Source organism: Chloroflexaceae bacterium (assembly GCA_025057155.1).
Lineage (GTDB): Bacteria > Chloroflexota > Chloroflexia > Chloroflexales > Chloroflexaceae > JACAEO01.
Genome location: JANWYD010000010.1, coordinates 87,514 through 107,424, shown reverse-complemented (window position 1 = coordinate 107,424; position 19,911 = coordinate 87,514). Strand labels below are relative to the sequence as shown.

The following is a 19,911-nucleotide window of genomic DNA, read 5'->3' as shown; positions in this document are numbered from 1 at the left end:
CTGGATTTTAGCTTGCCGCTTCCCGGTAAGACCGGGTAATGATGCGTATGCGCTCGATAGCAACAGAAACTGGCATACACCTTGTGGGACAACCAGGTTATCCGGTTAGATTGCCTCACGACAGCAGGCGGCGCGCGTGCAGGTAGGGGATGATCTGCCGTTCGAGCGGCCAGTGGCTCATGATCGGCGCGTAGCGCGCGCCGCGACGAGCGCACAGCCCGGCGATCCGCTCCCGCCATTCGCGCGCGGCGCGAACGTAAGCGCGCAGAGTGGCCTCATCGAGCGTCACTGCCAGACGCTGGCCCGTTTCGCTATCTTCCAGTTCCAGCGGCCCCTGCAGACCTGGTTCCAGATCGCGCTGGTCGAGCAGGTGCAGGACCAGCACCTGCCAGCGCGGCGGGGCCAGGGCGCGTAGGCCTGCCTCCAGGCTATCAGTAGCGAGCAGATCGGAGCAGAGCACCAGCAACCCGCCCTGCGGATGGGCGCGGGCATAGTCGGCCAGGACGACCCCCACCCGCGTATCGGGCTGGGGAGTGATGCGCTCAATAAAGCGGAACATGTCAACCGTGCGGCTCTTACCTTGAGCAGGGCCGAAGGATCGCCCCGCCTGCTGACCAAAGGGCGCCACGTGCAGGCGGTCGCTATGGGCCAGGGCCAGGTAACCCAGCGCGCCCGCCAGTTGCTGGGCCAGCCGCAGGCGTGGCGGGTCGCCTATCGTCATGCTGCGTGAGGCGTCAATCAAGAGATGCACGTGCACATCTTGCTCCGCCTCGCCTAGCTTGAGCAGCACGTGTTCCTGGCGAGCATAGGCGTTCCAGTCCACGTAGCGCACATCATCGCCGGGGGTGTAGGGGCGATGTTCGCTGAATACAGTGGTCGGCAAGCGGCGGCGACTGGGATGTTCGCCACTGGAGGGGTTGCCGCGCAGGGTGCGCCGGGCCTGCATGCTCATCCGTTCGAGGCGCCGCAGAAAAGCCTCATCGAACAGCCGCCCTGCCGAGGGTATCGTGGCGCTTCCCGGGCCGAGGGGAGCAGCCGGCTTACGGCGAAAAATAGTCTTGAACCACATCACGGAGATCACCGGGAATACGCAGCGGGTCGGCATCAACCGCAATCCGCTCGCTACTCGGACTGCCACGGGCGAAGCCTCCCGCCCCTGCCGGGCCGCCCGCACCCGCAGCCTGATCGGCGGCGCCGGGCGCCGGGGCGTCGCCGGGGCCGGCGCCAGCCAGTTCGAGAGGCACCCCCTCAACGCCGAGGCGCTGGCTACGCTCACGCTGCTGTCCGGGCAGACTGCCCTGCCCGGCGCCCCCGCCGCTCGCGCCCGGCTGGCCCGCCTGCTCCCCCGTAGCCTGGCCGGCCTGAGATCCTGCGCCAGCCTGCTCCACCAGTTCCGCCAGGCGCTCCAGCGCCTCGGCCGCCTGAGCCTCACCGGCGTCGAGATTATCGGCAATCTGCTCCACCTGATCGGCAAAGTCAGGGTTGCTCGGCGCCGTCTGTGCGGCAGCTTCCCGCAGGGCCTGGCTCAGATCGCCGCGCGCCCCGACGGACATCTGCCCGGCCTGCCCGGCCAGCTCGCGCAACTGCCGGGCGGCGCCGGCGACATCGCCCTGATCCAGCGCTTCGGCGACGGGGCGTGTCAGACTCTGGTCGCGCAACGCATTGGCCAGGGCGGCCAGTGCCGCGGCGTCTCCCGGCCTGGGCGCAAGCGCCGAGGCCACGCCAGGGTCGTTGGAGGTCTGGTCGCCGGGTGGCGGCTGGAACGGCTCCTGGGGGAAGCGCGCGGCTGGATCGGGGGGGCGATTCAGCGCCGGAAGCGGCTCAACGGGCGGCACGAGGCGCTCGGTCTCAATCGTCGCCAGTATCGCCAGACCGGCCATGAGCACGGCCAGGAAGACCACCAGGGCCAGTTCCGACCAGGGAAAGCGCTGGCGCGCCGCCGTCTGGCGACGGATCTGGGCCAGGGTGCGCCGGGCCTGGTCGTACAGGTGCGCTCCGACGCCCTCGCTCTGCGGGCCAACCTCAAGAGCGGTGGTCAACTGCTCGTGGAGCTGGAAGCGGCGATCAAGCCGGCGCGCCACTTCAACCGCGCGCATGCGCGGACGCAGCACCAGCGCGGCCCCCAGAGCGATACAGGTCAGGGCTGCAGCGCCGATCAGCGTCCAGCGCAGGGGCTGGCCGGTGAGCAGATACGCGCCAAGGGCCAGACACACCAGAGACAGGGCCAGCGTGGTCGCGCGTAAAAGGATACGCACGCCCTGCCGCGCCCAGCGGTCGCTGGCAAGCCGATCAAGCTGAAGCTGTAGCGTGTGTCGCACCCTTGCAGTATACCCGTGACACTCACGCCCCGTCAATGCGAAATGCCGCCTATGAGACGATTGTTATCGTTATGCGGCTGCGCCGCGCAGAATATCGAAAAGGCACTTTCAGCAGTCTGTGAACGAAGTTTTTCGCTAAATCCCAACCCTCTTCCTAACCCTTCCCCGCCGGGAGAAGGCGCCTGGCGCCTCCCCCCGTTGGGGGGAGGCTGGAAGGGGGGTGGAGATGCCAGGAAACTTACTTTACAGACTGCCCAGGAAGGCAACGTCGTCTCGGATCCTCTGTCGCCGGAGGCGTGGAGAAACGAGATTTCCTGTGTTCAGACCGCATCGGCGGTGAGCAGACTAAACACCACCACCCGGTAGCGCCACTGGGCCCGCAGACGCAGGCCGGCGACGGCGAAGGCGTGGTTCAGTTGCTCCAGGGTGGGAAAGTTCACCCCTGCCAGACCGAGGAAAGACTGCACGGCGCGGCCCGGAGCGCGCTCGTCGCGAACCAGGCACATCAGCGCCGCTCGCCCGGAAGGCGCGAGCACCCGTCGCAGCTCGCGCAGCACGCGAGCCTGATTACCCATCTCGTTGAGCGAACCGCCCATTGCCAGCACCGACGCCGTCCCGGCGGCGAAGGGCAACGCTTCGGCCCTGGCGCGCACATAGCTGATGCGCAGCCCTTCGGCGCGGGCAAAGGCGCGTGCCTGTCGCAGCATGGGCATGGCGTAGTCAATCCCCAGCACATGGCCCGGCGTGTCCCCGCGGGCATGCTCGAGCGCCCGAGCGTACAGTCCATTTGAGCAGGCCACATCAACCATCAGCCCGCCGCGCTCCGGCGCGGCCATGGCAGTGATCAGGGACAGCTCCCGTTGATAGCCAAATGGCTCGCCGGTCAGCAGCGTGAGCGCATTCGGGCGCCAGGTGCGCTCGTAGCCCCACGCGGTAAGCGGCAACAGATTCAGCGCCTGAGTCAGACTCTCGGGGAAACGGATGGGACCAAGCAGATCGGGGATGCCCTCGACGATGGGGTAGCGTGCCGCAGAGACCGGGCAACGCAATACGCCGCTGACAATTTCGCCGTCGTCGGCCCGCCGCTCATCCGGCTCCAACACCAGCGGCGCATCAGGATGATGGGGACTGGTGAGATATTCCAGCGCCTCAGCGTACATTATTCACCCGGCGCCAGCCCTCTACTCCTCTGGCTGGCACAGCATATCAAACGTATGCACCCCGCTCTCGACGGGTTCTACCAGTCGTCCTGTTTCGATCAACTCCAGGAAGCGATCAAGCAGCACGGGGTCCCATTCACGCCCCCGGCCCTCCCGCAGGCGGCGCAGCGCCTCGGCGCGACCCAGGGCGCGGCGGTAGGGCCGGTCGGTCATCATGGCATCGTAGGCGTCAACGATGGCGACGATACGTGCGCCAATGGGGATTTCCTCGCCGCGCAGTCCGAGGGGATAGCCGCTGCCGTCCCAGCGCTCGTGGTGGTGGCGAATAATCGGGCAGACATCGGGCGCGAAGCGCATCTGCGAGACGATCCGCGCGCCGTGCTCAGGGTGCAGCTTGATCTGCGCGTACTCTTCCGGGCTAAGCCTGCCAGGCTTGCGGAGAATGGCGTCGTCAATGGAGATCTTGCCGATATCGTGCAGCAAGCCTCCAAAACGAATGGCGCGCACCTGCGTGGCGCTCAGGCCAATGGCCTGGGCCAGTTGCTCGCTGTAGCTCGACAGACGCCGCAGATGGCCCTCGGTGTAGGCATCCTTGGCCTCCACCGCCAGGGCCAGCATAAAAATCACGTTCTCGGTGCGTTCGAGCTGGTCGGTGAGGCGTTTGATCCGCAACTGAGAACGGATCCGTGCGCGGAGCAGGCTTTGTTCAAACGGTTTGGTCAAAAAATCGTCGGCGCCCACCTCCAGGCCGCGCCGCCGGTGCTCGCGATCATCCAACCCGGTGAGCATCGTCACGGGGATGAGCGCTGTGGCCTCGTTATCTTTCAATTGCTGGCAAACGGAGAAGCCATCCAGGACGGGCATGGTGACATCCAGCAGGATCAGGTCAGGCGCTTCTCGCTCAACGAGATCCAGCGCCTGGCGACCGTTCACCGCTGTGATTGGTTGATACCCATCACGCTTAAGAATGCGCACCAGGAGATCGAGGATCGCTGGATCATCGTCCACTACGAGTATTTTCGCTGACACCTCAGTCCCTTTCTGGCATGCAGCATAAGCGTCCTGGTAGAGGCTCCTGGCGTGCGCGACTGGCAGCACGATCGACAGAGACGCCCGTGAAAGCGGCGCCGACGGTGACGCTCCTGCCGGGGCGTCAGCCCGCGCGCACGGGCGTGTCTGGCCCCTATACCGTAGCGTTGATGGACGCTACCGGTCTGGAAAATGCAAAGAAGCTCATTAGGATGGCTTACGAAAACACTGCGAGCCTTCGCGATGTCATTCTGACCCCGGCAGTCATCCGAAACAGCATACCCTACATATGATTCCACATTGTAACTATACCATACCTCGTGATTTCTTAACTTTTTTGATCAACTCTTGAAAACTGCGCCTGTCTGGCCGCATGTTCGCCCCAGCGGGAAGGGCAAGCGGAGGCCAGGCGCCTGGCAAACCGCGGCGGCAGGGTGAAAGCGGACCGCGTGCTCCCAATCACCCTCTGCGCTAACCCACGCGGGCTGGCTGCGCAGTAATGATTCAGAGGTGCACCGTATGGCCGTTCACAGTTCACAATGGTGAAGAATCGAGATGCAACAGCGGCGGCGCGTCGCTGGCGCCGGAGCAGATCAGATCGAGTTGAGCGCGGAGGGCGGCCAGATCAAGGCCATGAAAACGGTCGGGAAGCTGGTCCAGACGGGCCCGACTCTTAGCCCAGTTGCGCGCCAGACCGCGGGTGTTGCCTTGCTGCCATTTTACCAGCGCCGCGGCGGCCTGAATGATCGCTTTGTAGAATAGGGCGTCGTCGCCGCTGGCTGCACGCCAGCAAAGCTCCCATTGCTCGTGGGCATGCCAGTACTGGCCAGCATTGAAGAGGCGAATGCCTTCAAGGTAGGCAGGGGCGTACATCGCAAAACGAATGGGCACCCAGAGAGGGTCGAGAGGCACGGCCCGCCGGATCCACCTGCATACACCTGACGCACCGGCAAGCAACGCCACGCCGGGCCAGGGCGCGCCCTGCGCGGACAAGGTAAAAAGGGTAACGGAGGGCCTTCCGCCCTCCGCACCTCATCCACTCTGCAAGCCGGACAGCCGCAGGAGTGCAAATCCGCGTATTCTTCGAGCTGTGACAACAGCGTCGGTCGCTCTCAAGACCTGGCGAACGGCAATCGAAATCATCCGGTGGTCCGGACTGGCTCTCAACCGCAGGAGCTGCAGCCACCGCCGCTCGCGCCCGCGTCGCCGCTGCTCGCGGTGCGGAAGGAGTGCCCGCACCCGCAGCTCGAAACTGCATTGGGATTATCGATCTTGAAGCCGCCGCCCATCAAGCTGTCAACGTAATCAATCGAAGCGCCCATCAGATACCCGGCGCTGATCCGGTCAACCAGCACACGCAGACCGCCGGTGCTGAATTCGTTGTCGCCCTCGAGAGTCTCATTATCAAACGTCATGCCATACTGCAACCCCGAGCAGCCGCCGCCGGAAACGAAGACGCGCAGGGCATAGCCTTCGAGACCCTTCTCGCGCATCATTGCAAGCAGCCGCGACGATGCCAGCTCGCTAACGCTCAGAATAGGCTGAACGGTCGCCGGTTGGGTGCCGATCAGATTATCCCCGATCGTGGTCATAGATGATTACCTCCTCGTCGAATCCGTCACGTCCCGGCCGCGCCGGAAGGGATTCTTCGCGCGTAGTATAACATGTTATGCACAAAAAACGCTAGCCCTCACTTTTGAAAAGAAGCTTTCGGAACAGGCGCCGCCGCCTCATATGCCGCGAGGACCCCGGAGTCTCGTCCCTGCCTGTGCATCACCCATAAGGAGGGAGGGGCGCGGCCCCCCGACCTTCCTGCCCATGCCGGTGTACGCAGCGACGCCTGAAGCTCCGCTAGCGCCTCAGGGGCGGAACCGGCCCCTCTGCATCAAGACGCGGTCCTGGGCAACCGCCTGCGCAACCGGTTGTGACATTCGGGTCATGCGTAGCGCCCTGGCAGAGACGCAGTCTCGCAGGAGTCAACCAGCTACAAGATCGCCCGGTCCAGAGCCATGGCCGCAAAGAGCAAGGCCAGATACAGCAGCGAGTACTTATAGAGCCCCCAGATGCTGGCCTGATCGCCCCGGCGCCAGACAAGCCAGGCGTAGCGCAAGAACACAGCGCCGAGCAGGGCCGCCGCAGCGAAGTACACCCATCCCATCGCGCCAATCGCAGTGAGCAGGCCGCTCAAGGCCACCATCAGCGTCGAGTACACCAGGATCTGCCAGCGCGTTTCGACCTCGCCCGCCACTACTGGCAGCATCGGCACCCCCGCTCGCGCATAATCCTTCTGCTTGACCAGGGCCAGCGCCCAGAAGTGCGGCGGCGTCCAGTAGAAAATGATGGCGAAGAGCACCACCGCGGCCAGACTCAAGTTCCCGGCAACGGCCGTCCAGCCCACCAGGGGCGGGATCGCCCCCGCGCCGCCGCCGATGATGATGTTCTGCCAGGTGCTGCGCTTGAGCCAGCGGGTATAGAACAGGGCGTAATAGACGATGCCCAGGCTCGCGAACAGCGCTGCCAGAGGAGTGGTGAAGACGAGCAGCACCGCCACGGCGAGGAGGCTGAGCGCCAGGCCGAAGATGAACGCATTGCGCGGAGTGATGCGCCCGCTGGGCACCGGCCGGCGGCTGGTGCGGCCCATGTTCACGTCAATATCGCCGTCAAAGGCGCAGTTGATCGCCCCGGCGCCGCCTGCGGCCAGATATCCGCCAACCATCGTCCAGAACACCAGCCACAGCGATGGCGCGCCAGCCTCGGTGATATACATTGCCGCCAGGGTGGTCACGAGCAGGAGCGAGATCACCCTGGGCTTGGTGAGGCTAAGGTAGTCGCTGATGAGCGATGTGCGCTCGCGCCGGGCCTCGACGCGAGCCGCCAGCGCGGCGACCGGCGCCGGGCGGCGCTCCGCCAGTACGGCCAGGGCAAGGGCCAGGCTCCACACCACCGCGCCGAGGCCCACGCCAAAACCGGCTGCCGCAGGCGGCAGGACCAGCACCAGGCTCTCGGCGGCAATCAGCGCAGCCAGGAGCGCGGCCATGCCCAGGAGCAGACGATCGCCCCGCCGCGTGCGCCAGGTTTGCCAGAACGTCCCGCTTGCCAGCGCGCCGGCTATAGCCAGCGCGCCGAAGGCGTTGGCGGGCAGCAGCGCGGCCGCGCTGGCCCCCGGCGTGGCGGCGCGCGCGCTGAGGGCCACGGTGAGCACCCCCACGGCCCCGGCGGTCCACCAGGCCAGGCCGCGCAGGCGACGGGCTTCGCGGACGGCGCGCGCGCCCAGCCGGCCCGTTTCAGCCCGCGGCTGCGCCAGTACGGCCAGCGGGACCACCTGGCAGGCCAGCACCAGCAGCGCCAGCGCCAGATGCCACACATCAGCGGCGCTGAAGAGACGCCACTGCACGATCAGCGCGCCGAGGCCGACCTGGAGCATGCCAAGCAGGGGAGCAAGCAGCAGGGGCAGCCGCACCCGGGTCTCAAGCTCGCGGGCGCGCCAGGCGAGGACGGCGCCCCACAGCGCCAGCAGCGCGGCGAGCAACACGGCGACCCGATGGCCGACGGCGATCCAGACAGCCGGCCCGGCAGACCACGCAACCCCATCGGCGCAGAGCGGCCACCCCGGACAGGCGGCGCCGCTCGTGGTGGCGGTTACGAGACCGCCGGAAGCAATAGCCAGCAGCGTGGCGGTTGCGCCGATGAGGGTCAGACGGCGCACAGTAATGTGAGGCATAACAGGGAACCACTATCAGACAGCGAGACCGCCGGGACAGGGGAGCCCGACCTTATCCTGCGGCAAGAACGGAAGCATCAGCCAGCCCGCCGTCAGGGCAGGGCGGCATAGGCGGCGTAGAACATCACCGCCGTGGCGGCGGCGGTTACCAGCGTCCAGCCAAGATCGCCGCGCGGGTCGCTGCGCGGGACGCGGTCGGGCGGCTGAACGGAGGGGCGCCGGAGGCGCCAGGCCGAGCGCACCAGCAGCGCATGACCGGTGACAAAGACGATTGCAATGAGCCAGAAGAGGATATGGGCAAGCACAGGCCCTCACTTTCCAGAAACTCCGGCGCCAACCTCGTGCGTTTCTTCACAAGTTTGCAGCGGATTATAGCACGCGCCGGGCGAACGAAGCAAGGCCCCGGCAGACCGGTTCGCAGATCTTAACGATCTGTGATCAATTCGCAATCTGGTTCAACACCGTGATGCAACCCGGAGGGTTGCGTCCCCCTTCGAATGGCGCGCAGAGCATCAGGACGGCTGGATCAGGGGCGCCTGGTTGATCATGGCCGTGGAAGCGTGCTCAAAGTAGCGGCGCATGGCCGTGCGAGCGGGTTCGGGCACGCCGGCCTCGTCAAGGGCGGCCAGCATATGGGCGAGCCAGGCATCACGGGCGGCCCGGTCAATAGGGAAGGGGGCGTGGCGCATTCGCAGCCGGGGGTGGCCGCGCAGCCGCTGGTAGTCATCGGGGCCGCCGAAGTACTGGCAGAGAAAGAGGAACTGCCGCTCCTTGCCCGGTTCAAGGTCAGCGGGAAACATCGGACGCAGCAGCGGATCGCGCTCGACCCGGGCGTAGAAAAGCTCAACGATGCGCCGGATCATCGGCGCGCCGCCGATTTGCTCGTAGATTGAGGGGTGATCGCTCATCTCTGTTGCGTAGGCTTAACTCTACACCTCTACCAACCTTGCCCAGGGTAGTGTACCATGGGAGGCGTCAACCCGCCGGGCAGGAAGGGTAGAGAAGAAGCTGCGCACGCCACCCGACAGCCGGAGGACGATTAGGTTCGGCGCGCAAACCTGCGAAACGTTCACTTTCTGCCTTGCTGCGAGGCGCGCCGGCAAATCCGTGTACAGCGATCTGACATGCGCAATACGGCACAGGTCTTGTTGCAAATAAGACAAAAAGGTTCGCCCGGAGCGCGCTGCGGAAGGCCCTGTGCATGCCGATTCTCCGGGCGCCTCGTAGTCGAAGGCGGCGCGCCGGGCATCCACGAGGCGACCATAAGGCGGACGCGGAAGGAACCGCGCGACGGTTTGAGGCACATCTGGCCCTTCGGAGCGCCTTCGGCGGCCTCCGTGCATATGAGCAACTTTTGTTGACACTGCCCGATAAACATGGTACTATTGCACCACAGCAAGCAGATGGAGGGCCGTACTTATTGCTGCATAGTTTTGGCATTTAAGCAAAAACTCTGGCCCCGGGCGTGGGGCCAATCCCCTGATACTCGCCTGCATCAACTCGTCGAGCGCTCCGACCTGGAAAGGCAACGATGCGTACCCTGATTTTCACCGGCAAAGGCGGCGTCGGCAAGACGAGCGTCGCTGCAGCCACTGCCCTGCGCGCCGCCGATATGGGCCTGCGCACGCTTGTGATGAGCACCGATCCGGCGCACAGCCTGGCCGACTCACTGGATCTGGAAGGACCGCTGGGGCCGGATCCGGTACGGATCACCCCGACCCTCGACGCTCTGGAAGTCAGCATTTATCACGACATTGAGGCCAACTGGGGGATCGTGCGGCAGCACTTCTCGCAGTTGATGGCCGAACAGGGGGTCGAGGGCATCCTGGCCGATGAGATGAGCATTCTGCCGGGCATGGAAGAGGCCTTCCCGCTCATCAGGATCAAGAAGCACAAGGATGCGGGCGACTACGATCTCCTGGTCATCGACTGCGCGCCCACAGGCGAGACGCTGCGGCTGCTGTCGGCCCCCGAGAGCTTCAAGTGGGCGATAGGGATGCTGCGGGGCGCGGAGAAGTATCTCATCAAGCCCCTGATCCGCCCGATGAGCCGGATCACCCCCGGCCTGAACAAGATGGTCGCGCCGTCGGAAGTCTACGAGGCGGTAGACGATCTCTTCCGGCAGATGGAGGGCGTTACCGAAACGCTGTCGAACCCCCTCGAGACCTCGATCCGTCTGGTGATGAACCCGGAGAAGATGGTCATCAAGGAAAGCCAGCGGGCCCTGACATACCTGTCAATGTATGGCATGACCGTTGACATGGTCATCGTGAACAAGATCCTGCCCGTGGAGAAGGACAGCGGCTATCTGAACCACTGGAAGGAGATCCAGCAACGCTACCTCCAGGACGTTGAGCAGTCGTTCGTACCCCTGCCCATCCGGCGGGTGCCCTACTACGCCGAAGAGGTGGTGGGGCTGGAGAAGCTGCGCGTGATGGGGGGAGACATCTATGGCGACAGCGATCCCACCGCGGTGCTTTACCGCGAGGCGCCGATGGATATCAGCAAGCTGCACGACGGCAGCTACCGGGTGAAGCTGAAATTGCCCTTTGCCGATGTCAATCAACTCGATCTGTTCCAGAACGGCGACGAACTGGTGATCCAGATCGGCGATTTTCGACGGGTGATCACGCTGCCTACCAGCCTGGCAGGCCAGGAGGCCGGCCAGGCCGAAATGGACGGCGACTGGCTGATCGTCCCGTTCTATGCGGCAAACGGGGTGCGATCGTAGGGCGGCACGCGACGGCGTGGGCGCCCGCCCGTTCTTGCTCGCGCTCAGGCTGGGGTTATCGGGGCTGCGCCCCGTAGCCTATAGGGTGTCCATTTAGGTTAAGGAGGTGTACGCATGGCCGTGACACGAGGCTGGTTCTCGGAGTCGTCGGCGCAGGTCGCTCAGATCGGCGACATCATGTTCCAGGGCCACTGGCAATGGGTGTCGAACGCGCTGCAGGCGACCTCGGCCGCGGTCGAGAACATCAACCGCAATGCCTATCCGGGCATTGCCCGCAGCGGCAGCGGCGAGAGTGGCTACACCGCTCGCGAGGTCGGCAGCTTCCGCCCGAAGCGCATTCGTTCGCGCTTCAACCGGTAGCAGGAGGGTAGGGGCCTGGATGCAGGGTATGCCGCGCGAGCGGGTATCCTGTATCCAGATCCCTTGCGCCTCACTATGATCAGTCTGCTCTACCATAGCCATACGATTGTTCCGGCCCATCTGGCCGAACTCGAGATGCTCAACGTGATCGAGCACGATGAGCACGTGCTCGTCGCTCTTGACGGCGTCCTTCTCGATGAGAACGGTCGGCGCCTGAGCGGGCCGACGTTGCACGATTACTGCCTGATCACCAGCCTGCGGGTGGTGCTCTGGGCGCGAGACTACGGGCAGCACCTCTGCTGCGCCTTCCCGCTCGCTGAACTGGTCGAGGCGCAGGGGAGCGGGCTTGATCCGCTCCACGCCCAGTTGCAACTGCGCTTCGCCGCCCCCGGCGAGGAGGATCAGCGCTTTACGCTGACCCTGCTGCCCCTTGCCGATCTGCAGGCCGGGCTGAAACTGCTGCGCACCGCCAGCGAAACAGCCCGCAGCATGCTCGAGGCAGGCTTTGATGCGCGCGACGCCGGCCCGGAAGTGATCGCGGCGCTGAGTGAGCAGATTTTTGGACACGCAGACGGGCCGCGGCCCGGCGAACCGCCCTACCGCTGGGTTGGCGCCGCCGCGAGCGCGCCCGGCGCGCCCCTCCCCGCCTTTTATCAGGACCCGGCAAGCCTTCCCCCCGGCCAGGTCTACGCTGCGGGCCGTCTCGCCCGCTCGGCGTGGGATACGCTGCGCCGATCATTGCGCGAAGCTGATCTGCCCTTCGATCTGAGTGTGCTGAGTAATGGCAGTCTGCGTGATCTCGCCGATGCGGTTCGCGCCATCAATGAACTGGTTATGACGGTGTCGAACAACCCGGTGGCGCAGCAGATGGCGATGAGTCTGCTCAATCGCCAGACGGGCGCGCCTCCGGCCTCGACGGCGACGGTCGCCGCTGAGGCGCCGGCCGACGCGTCCGCGGCGCGCGAAGGCTCTGAACGGCCCGCCGCGCCTCAGCCGCCGGGAGGTCGCAGTTACCACGAGATCCCTCTGCGCCGCCGCGCGCCCGCTTCCGCCGAGGCCGCGCCAGCGTCGGCCACGCCGCCCGCCCCGCAGAGCGAGCCCCCGCGCGCGGCCCCGAGCCCGCCCGCTCCATTCCCTGACCGGCGCGATATTCCCCTGCGCCGCCGGGGCGCGGCGGCGCCCGCCTTTCCCGTCGCCCGGAGCGGCGCCGGCGACGTCGGCCACACGGATCGTTTAGCGTCTGATGAGCGCCGCCCGTCCGCCGCCGGGCGGGTGGAGCCAGTAACAACTCGAGAGTAGGGAACGACTATGAGCACTCGCCCGTATCTCGGCGTCAATGTCAATGCGGCCAGCGTTGAAGAGCTGCGTTACCGCGGGCTGCTCGAGGAGGGCGAGACGCTCCTCGCGCTCTTCGACGGCGTTTTGCTGGACGAGCAGCGCCGCCGCGTCGGCGGCCTGGCCCTTTCGGATTACATCGCTCTCACCGACCGTCGGGTAATTACCTGGGCGCGCGGGTTTTTCAACGATACGGTAGATGGGTTCGAATGGAAGGACGTTGATATTGTCAGTGCCGAAACCTGGGACCCCTGGCACGGTCGGGTATCCCTGGCCTTCCGCCTGCCGCCGGTGGCCCCGCGCACCCGTCGCGTGGTGATTAACGGTTCAGCCGAGGAGCCGGGCTCAGGTGAACGGCTGGTGATCAACACGCTGGATTACATGCCGTTTGACGACGTCAGCGTCCTGGCCGAGATGGTGCGCTGGGTGGGCGATCAGGTGGTGGCCGGGCTTGCGGGTGACGAACTGGTGCGAGCCTTTGTCGAGCGCTTCCCGGTTGTCGAGCGCCAGCCCCTGCAACCGTTCTTTACCACCCCTGAGCCGCTGCCGCCCGCGGCGCCCCAGTCGGGCACGGAGACGAACGGCACGCGCCGCCCGCGCTGGTGGCGGTTTTGGGCGAACAAGGAGTCGGCCGCCAGCCTGACGCCCCCAACCACGCCGGGCAATCTGATCGCCTCCTACGAGAGCCAGCGCCGTACCGCAGCGGCCGGGAGCGGTGGAACGTATACCGCTCAGCCCGGGCCGGCCGGCTCCCTGCCGACCCTGCCCGAACAGCCTAGCATGTATGATGTCAGCCGCTCGCTGCGTCTGGTGCTTGAGGGGCCGCGCAAACTGGCCCGCGGGCTGCGTCGGGCCAGCGACGCGGTGAGCGGAGCGACCGAACTAGTGAACGGGCTGCAGGATCCACGGGTGCGCCGCAATGCCATGCGCGGCCTCTACCACGTGGCGGCGCAACAGGAAGCCCAGGGCGGCCCGCTGGCCCCTGTCGGACCGGTGGTTCGCGCAGCGGTGCGGTTCGCCGAACCGCTTGATGAGCCTCAAAGCGAGAACGGACAGGCCCGGCGGATTCAGGTGCGCGCAACAGTGCGCCGCGCGTCCACCAGCACGCCGGTTGAGATCGAGTCCGCTCCGCCACGGCAACCGGCTGCCGCCGCACCGCCCGCCGAGGCCCCGACTCGCGTCGAACCGGTGCGTCGCAGCATCAGCGTGCGGCGTGTTGACTCGCCCGCACCCCCGTCTGACCCGGCGCCGCCGGTGGACGAGCCGGCCGCCGTCGCGCCGCCAGCGGCTGAGCAGGTCGCTATGCCACCGGTGGACGACCTGGCCTCCGCGCCACTGACAACCGAAGCGCCGCCGGCAACCGAAGCGCCGCGTGCGGCGCCCGTGCGCCGGATCACCGTGAGCCGGGTTGAACGGGATACGGAAACAACCGGCGTGAGCGCCAACGGAAAGTACGAAGAGTAGCATCGGTCGGTCAAAGCGCGCCACACGTGCGCTTCGACCTGCGGCGTTCCGTCGAAGCGCGCCCGCAGGGGCCAAACTACCGTCAGGGGACGTATGACGCGTGTTATCATTTACTCGGGGAAAGGCGGCACCGGGAAGACTACCATCTCGGCGGCGACGGCGACGCTGCTGGCTCGTATGGGTCGCCGGACGCTCGTGCTCTCCAGCGATCCGGCCCATTCCCTGGCCGACGCCCTGGGCACAACCATCAGCCGCGACCGCCCCACGCCGATTATCCCCGGGCTGTATGGCCTGGAAGTGGATACAATCTACGAGTGGCGCCATAACCTGGGAGGCTTCCAGCAGTTCGTCGCCTCCACCTACGCCAACCGGGGCATTGATCGCTCCACGGCGGCGGAACTGGCCAATCAACCTGGTCTCGATGAGATTCTCGCCCTGCAACGGGTAATGCAGGAAGCGCAGAGCGGCCGCTGGGACGCGATTGTGCTCGATACCGCTCCCACCGGGAATACTCTGCGCCTGCTGGCCTATCCGGAGATGATCATCGGCGGTGACGCCGGCAAGAAGTTCTTCCGCGTGTACCGTGGCCTGGCCAATGTCGCGCGCACCTTCAAACGCGACTTGCCTGATGATCGCTTCTTCCAGGAGGTGGGCGCCCTGCTGGAAAAGATGGAGCAACTGGCCAATTTCCTGCTCAGCCCGGAGATCTCGCTGCGTCTGGTGCTCAACCCGGAACGGCTGCCGCTGCTGGAGACGCGCCGCGCCTACACCTTCCTTAACCTCTATGGCATGCTGGTAGACGCGGTGATGGTCAATAAGATTCTCCCCCGGCGCGCCGATCTCGGCCCCTACTTCGACTACTGGGTGCGCCTTCAGCAGGGTTACCTGCGCGAGATTGACGCCAGTTTCGCCCCGACGCCGATCTTTCGCACGGTATTGCAGGAAGGCGAGCCGATCGGCGTCAAGGCTCTCGAGGCGATCGGGCGCGCCACGTTTGGAACGGCGGACCCCGGGGCGGTGCTCTACGACGAGCGCCCGATCTGGCTGGAGCAGTGGAACGAAGAGGGGGAGCGCGGACAGTACGAACTGTGTCTGCGCCTGCCCTTCCTCGATGAAGAAGAAGCGGTCGAACTGACCCGCAGCGGTCCGGATCTATCGCTTTCGGTCGGGCGCATTCAGCGCACTATCGCGCTGCCCCGCATTCTCTACAACTGCATCCTGGGCGAGCATCGCTATGAAGACGGGGTGCTGCGCCTGGAGTTCCGCGAAACGGTTGAGGAATGCATCCAACCGCTCGTAGGCGAGTCCGACGAAGTACGGGTCGAGGCCGCCTGAGGCGGTGGCAATGGCGAGTTGCGGGTTCGGCGCGGGGCATCTGGAAGAGCGTTCCTGCACGGCCCGGCAGACGGTCTGGCTGGCCATCTGGCATAATAGCCAATGACAACCCATCGGTGGCGCGCCGCCCTCTTCGCCCGGCCGGTGCGCCCGTTACGTTCACGAGGGCGGGGGCGAACCGCAGGCAACTTCATGCGCATTCTGGTGTTTACGTCGTATAACAACCTTTTGCAGAGCGCCGCAGCGCTCGCCACGGCCTGCCACGCCGCGCGCCGCGGCGCGCGCGTGTTGCTGGCTTCGGTTGGCCCCGGGCACCTGGTCGGTGCGCTGCTTGGACAGAGCCTCGGTTCACGGCCCCTCGAACTTGAACCGCACCTGGCGGCGATGGAGATCAATCCTATCGAGGAGATCGGCAACCGCTGGGAAGAGGTGCGCAGCACCCTGCGAGGCAATTTCGTCAACCGTCTGCGCGAGATCGGCTCCGAAGAACTGCCCGCCTTCGCCGGCATGGACGCCACCGCCGCGCTGCTGGTGGCCGAACGGGCCCGGCAAACGGGACGCTTCGACCTGCTCATCTTTGACGGCCCAACCCCCGATACGCTCATCCGCTCGATGGGTCTGCCCGACAGCCTGCGCTGGCTGCTCCGGCTGGTCTTCGGGCTTGACCGCGGCCCGGGGCGTTCGCGGCTGTCACAGGAGATGGCGCTGATCCCCGCCACGTTGCTCGCTCCGAGCGCACTGGCCCCGCTCCAGGATCTGCGGGTGAACCTGGAGGAGCACCGCGCCCGCTTCGACGGCGTCACCGGCACGCGCGTGCGTATGGTTGTCACTCCCGAGGAACTGCACCTGCCAGCCGTGCGCCAGGCGCTCATGGCGCTGGGCTTCCACGGTCTGGCGATGGACGAACTGGTGGTCGCCGGACAACTGAGCGAGGTGGATGAAACTTCGCGGCGTGAGTTCTCGCCCGAAACCGGCGATGTGCGTCCGCATCTGCGGGTAGGGCCGCTGCCCACCCGTCCCGCTGACCGCGATACATGGGCGCTGCGCGGCGCGGCGCTCTATCGCGATGGTGACATCTACAGCCCAACCGCGCCCTCCCGCCCGCCCGTAGGTGAACGGGAAGTGCGCCTCTACATTCCGTTTATGGACCCCAAGAGCCTCGACCTGGCGCTGGTGAGCGAGGAAGTGGTGGTGCGGCTGGGCGAGCAGCGCCGGCATATCCTGTTGCCGGGCATCGCCGAAGGAGGCCGCCTGCGCGCGCGAGTGGAAGGCGAGGTTCTCCGGCTCTGGGTGGAGTGAGCCGCCAGGCCGGTTGGTAGCGCGTAGCTGAACGCTACGTAGAAAGACGGCCATGACCGTAACGTCACACGTGGCCCCTACCGCCAAGTACGCCACCTACAAAGCCGAGGTGGAGACAAAACTTGCCGGCAAGCTCAGCGCAGGCGAGCGGAAGCGTCTGGAAGGCGAACTCCGGCTGCTGGAGCGGGCGCGTTTCGTTGACGTGCGCGGGGTGACCCATCATTACATGGACGTCGGACCGGCCGATGGCGAACCGCTGATGCTCATCCATGGCTGGGATTGCTCCTCCTACTGGTGGCACCACATCATCGATCCGCTTGCCCAGGCAGGTTACCGTGTGATCGCCTACGATCTGAAGGGCCACGGCTTCTCCGATAGCGATCCCAACCGCGACTACACCGTGGCCGGTTTCAGCGCCGATCTCAAGGCGCTGACTGAGACGCTGGATCTGCCGCCGCACCACATTGCCGCCTTCTCGCTGGGGTCCTTCGTGGCCCTGCATTACGCGGCGCACTTTCCGGCGCAGGTGCGCTCCCTGGCCTTCTTCAATTTCGCCCTTTTCCAGTACAATAAGTTCGCCTCAGCGCTGACCCCCTGGACGCTCGATACGGTCTTCAACCGGATATTGCGCCCGATCGAGCGGCGGGGCCTGTGGTGGATCCCCTACCTCTATGCCCTGGCCGTACTGTCGAAGAATACCGCTCCGGTCAGCGATGTCAAACTGGCCACCCTGAGCCTGCGCTTCTGCGACCCGGAGGCGGTGCGCGTCTCGGCACGGGAACTGGCGCGCCGGGAGGTGCTGGAGGCGGTGGCAGACCAGATCGCCAGCGTGCGCCGGCCCATCCTGCTCGTCGCTGGTGCAGGGGACCCGATTATGCGCCCATCGGGCGGGCGCAAGTTGATCCAACTGGCGCCAAGCGGCCAGTACCTTGAGGTGCCCCGCTGCGGACACCTGATCCTGTTCGAGCTTCCCGAACAGGTCATCCAGATCATGAGGCTCTTCTTGCGTGGAGCGCGTTAGCGCAGAGGCGGAGATTCGGGTATGCAACTGCTTCTTCGAGCCAATGGCCAGCAGGTGGCGATCGACATGGATCGCGCCGGCAACCAGGTGCTGATGGTCGGCGAGCACCGCTACCATCCCGCGCGCATGGCGCGCAAGGTGCGCCGCCTCACGGCTGAGATGTGGGGCACGGCAATGGCGCCAGAGATTCTGAACGAGCGCCTGACCTTCGAAGCTCTGGAAGGCAGCAAGCCCTCCGGCCCCTGGACTGATAGCGGCACCTTTTCGCCTCGCAGCGGGTCGTTTGTCAGCCTGGGCCGCTGGGACGAAGATGCCAGTATCGCGATCGCCCTGCACGAACTGGCCCACGAGATGCATCTGCGCTCCGGCGGCTACGACGAGAGCGATGGCGTGGTGCGCGAAGCGGTATCACTGCTCGCCGAACGCGAGGCCGGTCTCGTTCGCACCTTCGAGCGCGAACCGTACTACACCGCCAGCAACCTGGTCGCTCAACTCTGCGCCCTGCCGGCCTTTAACTACCAACCGTTCGAGAAACGCTGGCAGGAGATGATGCAGATCACCAGTGATGTCGGCCTGGTAGACCTGGTCAACTATTACCTGGACAAGAGCGAGCGCCTCGGGCTGGCGCGCTGGCTCAAACGCGCCACGGATAATGTTGACCTTCGCGACGCGCTGCTCAACAAACTCGCCGTCACCTCGCTGCGCTACAGCCTGGAACTGCGACGACAGTTGATCAGCAATCTGGTGCGCTGCCCTCCGCAGACGCCGCCCGACCAGGTGTTCTACGTGCTCGACGCCATTATCACCCTTGACCGGCGGTATCCCGGTGACGATCTGAGCCAGATTATTGATTTCTGCTTCGCGCCGTACCATCGCCAGCGCCGGCGCATCTTCGCCCTGGGCTAGCACCGTCTGGGCCGACCAAGCGCAGACGCCCTGCGCACGAGATGAGAGGAAACGTCTATGGCCGACAAGTATGGTTCTCCGAGCGGCTCATACAGTTGGCTGCCCGACTTCGTCCGCAAATGGTTGAACCTCGACGAAGAGCTGCCCGACTATGGGCCGGGCGCTGATGTCAGCGTCCCGCTTGCGCCGCCACCGGCACGCCCGGCACTGGCCTACGGCGCCGCCACCCCCCGCTCCAGCGGCGCCCCCGCGCCCGGCTACGGCCCCGCCGCCACCCCCCGCTCCAGCGGCGCCCCCGCGCCCGGCTACGGCCCCGCCGCCACCCCCGGCTATGCGCCGCAACCCGGTTACACTCCGGCCAGACCCACTTACACCCCATCTACACCGACTTATACCCCGCCCGGCGAGCCAGGCGCCTACCGGGCGTTTGCCGCGTCGGGTTCATACGAGCCATCCGCTCCTCCACCCCCGGCGCCACGTCCTGAAACCAGTCCTCCGGGCGCGCCGTTGCCTGCAGTTGGAGGAGTGGTGCAGCCGATCGGCTACCTGATCCGCTCCTACATTCGTGGCGCCCTGCCCCCCCAGGGCCTGGAGCAGTTCACCCGCGAGGTCCGTACCACCTTCACCGACGTCTGGAAATTCTATAGCTACTGGACCCGCTTCCAGACCGAGGAACTCTTCCATATGGCCCGCGAACTGACCGACGCCGTGCTAGGCGGGCGCGGCCGCGGCATCGAAGGCGGCAACGGCGGACGCGATCAACCCCGGCGCATCCGGGTGACCACCACTAACGACAGCGACGAGACAAAGAAGGCCGCGCAGGTCTATACGCCGCCGCCGCCATCAAGCGCGCCGCCTTCCCCGGCGACCAGCACCGCGACCCCTGCCGTCGCGAGCGCGGCCCAGGCGGCTGAGAAGACCGCTGCCAGAGCGGGCGAGCAGGCTGGAGAGAAGGCTGCCCAGGCTGCGGAGAAGACCGCCGAGAGCGCCGCCAGAGCGGCCGAGCAGGCCGCCCAGGCCGTGGAGAAGACTGGAGAAAAGGCTGCCCAGGCCGCGGAAAAGGCCGCCCAGGCTGCTAAAAAAGCCGCAGACGAGACCAGCAAGCAGGGCTAAAGCGCCTTTCGGTTGGCATGCCAGCCGCACCTTCTACCCGCATCTTCACAGCTCTACATCTCCACGAATGGTTCGTGGAGATGTAGAGCTATGGGGAGCAAGTCTCTGTTGCAGATAAT

Annotated in this window: 18 protein-coding genes; 9 read left to right on the top strand and 9 right to left on the bottom strand. The window is 65.9% G+C overall.

Features of this window, described 5'->3' with window-relative positions; all coding sequences use genetic code 11:
- Positions 1-115 precede the first annotated feature (115 nt).
- The 9 genes from NZU74_11000 to NZU74_10960 all read right to left on the bottom strand — a co-directional run bounded on the left by NZU74_11000 (position 116) and on the right by NZU74_10960 (position 9,136).
- Positions 116-1,069 (bottom strand): DUF58 domain-containing protein, encoded by a 954-nt coding sequence (locus NZU74_11000; protein MCS6881853.1) that lies wholly within the window; start codon positions 1,067-1,069, stop codon positions 116-118.
- The gene (locus NZU74_10995; GenBank protein ID MCS6881852.1) at positions 1,041-2,318 is read right to left on the bottom strand and encodes a hypothetical protein; all 1,278 of its coding nucleotides are present in this window, start codon (positions 2,316-2,318) and stop codon (positions 1,041-1,043) included. The genes NZU74_11000 and NZU74_10995 overlap by 29 nt, the downstream gene beginning before the upstream one ends.
- Before the next feature lie 320 nt (positions 2,319-2,638).
- Positions 2,639-3,478 carry a methyltransferase domain-containing protein gene (locus NZU74_10990; GenBank protein ID MCS6881851.1) on the bottom strand — a complete coding sequence of 280 codons (840 nt, stop codon included), beginning with the start codon at positions 3,476-3,478 and terminating at the stop codon, positions 2,639-2,641.
- A gap of 21 nt (positions 3,479-3,499) precedes the next feature.
- Positions 3,500-4,507 carry a response regulator gene (locus NZU74_10985; protein ID MCS6881850.1) on the bottom strand — a complete coding sequence of 336 codons (1,008 nt, stop codon included), beginning with the start codon at positions 4,505-4,507 and terminating at the stop codon, positions 3,500-3,502.
- A 534-nt stretch (positions 4,508-5,041) separates the two neighbouring features.
- Positions 5,042-5,419 (bottom strand): DUF309 domain-containing protein, encoded by a 378-nt coding sequence (locus NZU74_10980; protein ID MCS6881849.1) that lies wholly within the window; start codon positions 5,417-5,419, stop codon positions 5,042-5,044.
- Positions 5,420-5,670: 251 nt separating this feature from the next.
- Positions 5,671-6,099, bottom strand: coding sequence for an iron-sulfur cluster assembly accessory protein (locus NZU74_10975; GenBank protein MCS6881848.1), 429 nt, complete (start codon positions 6,097-6,099; stop codon positions 5,671-5,673).
- Between the two features lie 392 nt (positions 6,100-6,491).
- The gene (locus NZU74_10970; GenBank protein MCS6881847.1) at positions 6,492-8,228 is read right to left on the bottom strand and encodes a heme o synthase; all 1,737 of its coding nucleotides are present in this window, start codon (positions 8,226-8,228) and stop codon (positions 6,492-6,494) included.
- Positions 8,229-8,320: 92 nt separating this feature from the next.
- On the bottom strand, positions 8,321-8,533 hold the full coding sequence (locus tag NZU74_10965; GenBank protein ID MCS6881846.1) for a hypothetical protein: 213 nt from the start codon (positions 8,531-8,533) through the stop codon (positions 8,321-8,323).
- A gap of 207 nt (positions 8,534-8,740) precedes the next feature.
- The gene (locus tag NZU74_10960) at positions 8,741-9,136 is read right to left on the bottom strand and encodes a globin (protein ID MCS6881845.1); all 396 of its coding nucleotides are present in this window, start codon (positions 9,134-9,136) and stop codon (positions 8,741-8,743) included.
- A 623-nt stretch (positions 9,137-9,759) separates the two neighbouring features.
- On the opposite strand from NZU74_10960, the gene NZU74_10955 reads away from it, so the two are divergent.
- The 9 genes from NZU74_10955 to NZU74_10915 all read left to right on the top strand — a co-directional run bounded on the left by NZU74_10955 (position 9,760) and on the right by NZU74_10915 (position 19,792).
- Complete coding sequence (locus NZU74_10955; protein ID MCS6881844.1) at positions 9,760-10,959, top strand: TRC40/GET3/ArsA family transport-energizing ATPase; 1,200 nt, start codon at positions 9,760-9,762, stop codon at positions 10,957-10,959.
- A 114-nt stretch (positions 10,960-11,073) separates the two neighbouring features.
- Positions 11,074-11,319 (top strand): bacteriochlorophyll c-binding family protein, encoded by a 246-nt coding sequence (locus NZU74_10950; GenBank protein MCS6881843.1) that lies wholly within the window; start codon positions 11,074-11,076, stop codon positions 11,317-11,319.
- A 75-nt stretch (positions 11,320-11,394) separates the two neighbouring features.
- Positions 11,395-12,618: a hypothetical protein gene (locus tag NZU74_10945; protein ID MCS6881842.1), complete on the top strand. Its 1,224-nt coding sequence runs from the start codon at positions 11,395-11,397 to the stop codon at positions 12,616-12,618.
- Positions 12,619-12,627: 9 nt separating this feature from the next.
- The gene (locus tag NZU74_10940) at positions 12,628-14,118 is read left to right on the top strand and encodes a hypothetical protein (protein MCS6881841.1); all 1,491 of its coding nucleotides are present in this window, start codon (positions 12,628-12,630) and stop codon (positions 14,116-14,118) included.
- A gap of 93 nt (positions 14,119-14,211) precedes the next feature.
- The gene (locus tag NZU74_10935; GenBank protein ID MCS6881840.1) at positions 14,212-15,453 is read left to right on the top strand and encodes an ArsA family ATPase; all 1,242 of its coding nucleotides are present in this window, start codon (positions 14,212-14,214) and stop codon (positions 15,451-15,453) included.
- A gap of 102 nt (positions 15,454-15,555) precedes the next feature.
- Positions 15,556-16,752 carry an ATPase gene (locus NZU74_10930; protein ID MCS6881839.1) on the top strand — a complete coding sequence of 399 codons (1,197 nt, stop codon included), beginning with the start codon at positions 15,556-15,558 and terminating at the stop codon, positions 16,750-16,752.
- Between the two features lie 52 nt (positions 16,753-16,804).
- On the top strand, positions 16,805-17,773 hold the full coding sequence (locus NZU74_10925) for an alpha/beta hydrolase (GenBank protein ID MCS6881838.1): 969 nt from the start codon (positions 16,805-16,807) through the stop codon (positions 17,771-17,773).
- A 21-nt stretch (positions 17,774-17,794) separates the two neighbouring features.
- Positions 17,795-18,679, top strand: a complete 885-nt coding sequence (locus NZU74_10920; GenBank protein MCS6881837.1) for a hypothetical protein — start codon at positions 17,795-17,797, stop codon at positions 18,677-18,679.
- Positions 18,680-18,736: 57 nt separating this feature from the next.
- Positions 18,737-19,792, top strand: a complete 1,056-nt coding sequence (locus NZU74_10915; GenBank protein MCS6881836.1) for a hypothetical protein — start codon at positions 18,737-18,739, stop codon at positions 19,790-19,792.
- The last annotated feature ends 119 nt before the right edge of the window (positions 19,793-19,911 follow it).

Excerpts from the sequence above, each read along its gene's own strand:
- NZU74_11000 (MCS6881853.1), bottom strand. The coding sequence starts at position 1,069 with ATGTGGTTCAAGACTATTTTTCGCCGTAAGCCGGCTGCTCCCCTCGGC.
- NZU74_10990 (MCS6881851.1), bottom strand. The coding sequence starts at position 3,478 with ATGTACGCTGAGGCGCTGGAATATCTCACCAGTCCCCATCATCCTGAT.
- NZU74_10975 (MCS6881848.1), bottom strand. The coding sequence starts at position 6,099 with ATGACCACGATCGGGGATAATCTGATCGGCACCCAACCGGCGACCGTT.
- NZU74_10970 (MCS6881847.1), bottom strand. The coding sequence starts at position 8,228 with ATGCCTCACATTACTGTGCGCCGTCTGACCCTCATCGGCGCAACCGCC.
- NZU74_10960 (MCS6881845.1), bottom strand. The coding sequence starts at position 9,136 with ATGAGCGATCACCCCTCAATCTACGAGCAAATCGGCGGCGCGCCGATG.
- NZU74_10955 (MCS6881844.1), top strand. The coding sequence starts at position 9,760 with ATGCGTACCCTGATTTTCACCGGCAAAGGCGGCGTCGGCAAGACGAGC.
- NZU74_10950 (MCS6881843.1), top strand. The coding sequence starts at position 11,074 with ATGGCCGTGACACGAGGCTGGTTCTCGGAGTCGTCGGCGCAGGTCGCT.
- NZU74_10945 (MCS6881842.1), top strand. The coding sequence starts at position 11,395 with ATGATCAGTCTGCTCTACCATAGCCATACGATTGTTCCGGCCCATCTG.
- NZU74_10940 (MCS6881841.1), top strand. The coding sequence starts at position 12,628 with ATGAGCACTCGCCCGTATCTCGGCGTCAATGTCAATGCGGCCAGCGTT.
- NZU74_10935 (MCS6881840.1), top strand. The coding sequence starts at position 14,212 with ATGACGCGTGTTATCATTTACTCGGGGAAAGGCGGCACCGGGAAGACT.
- NZU74_10930 (MCS6881839.1), top strand. The coding sequence starts at position 15,556 with ATGACAACCCATCGGTGGCGCGCCGCCCTCTTCGCCCGGCCGGTGCGC.
- NZU74_10925 (MCS6881838.1), top strand. The coding sequence starts at position 16,805 with ATGACCGTAACGTCACACGTGGCCCCTACCGCCAAGTACGCCACCTAC.
- NZU74_10920 (MCS6881837.1), top strand. The coding sequence starts at position 17,795 with ATGCAACTGCTTCTTCGAGCCAATGGCCAGCAGGTGGCGATCGACATG.
- NZU74_10915 (MCS6881836.1), top strand. The coding sequence starts at position 18,737 with ATGGCCGACAAGTATGGTTCTCCGAGCGGCTCATACAGTTGGCTGCCC.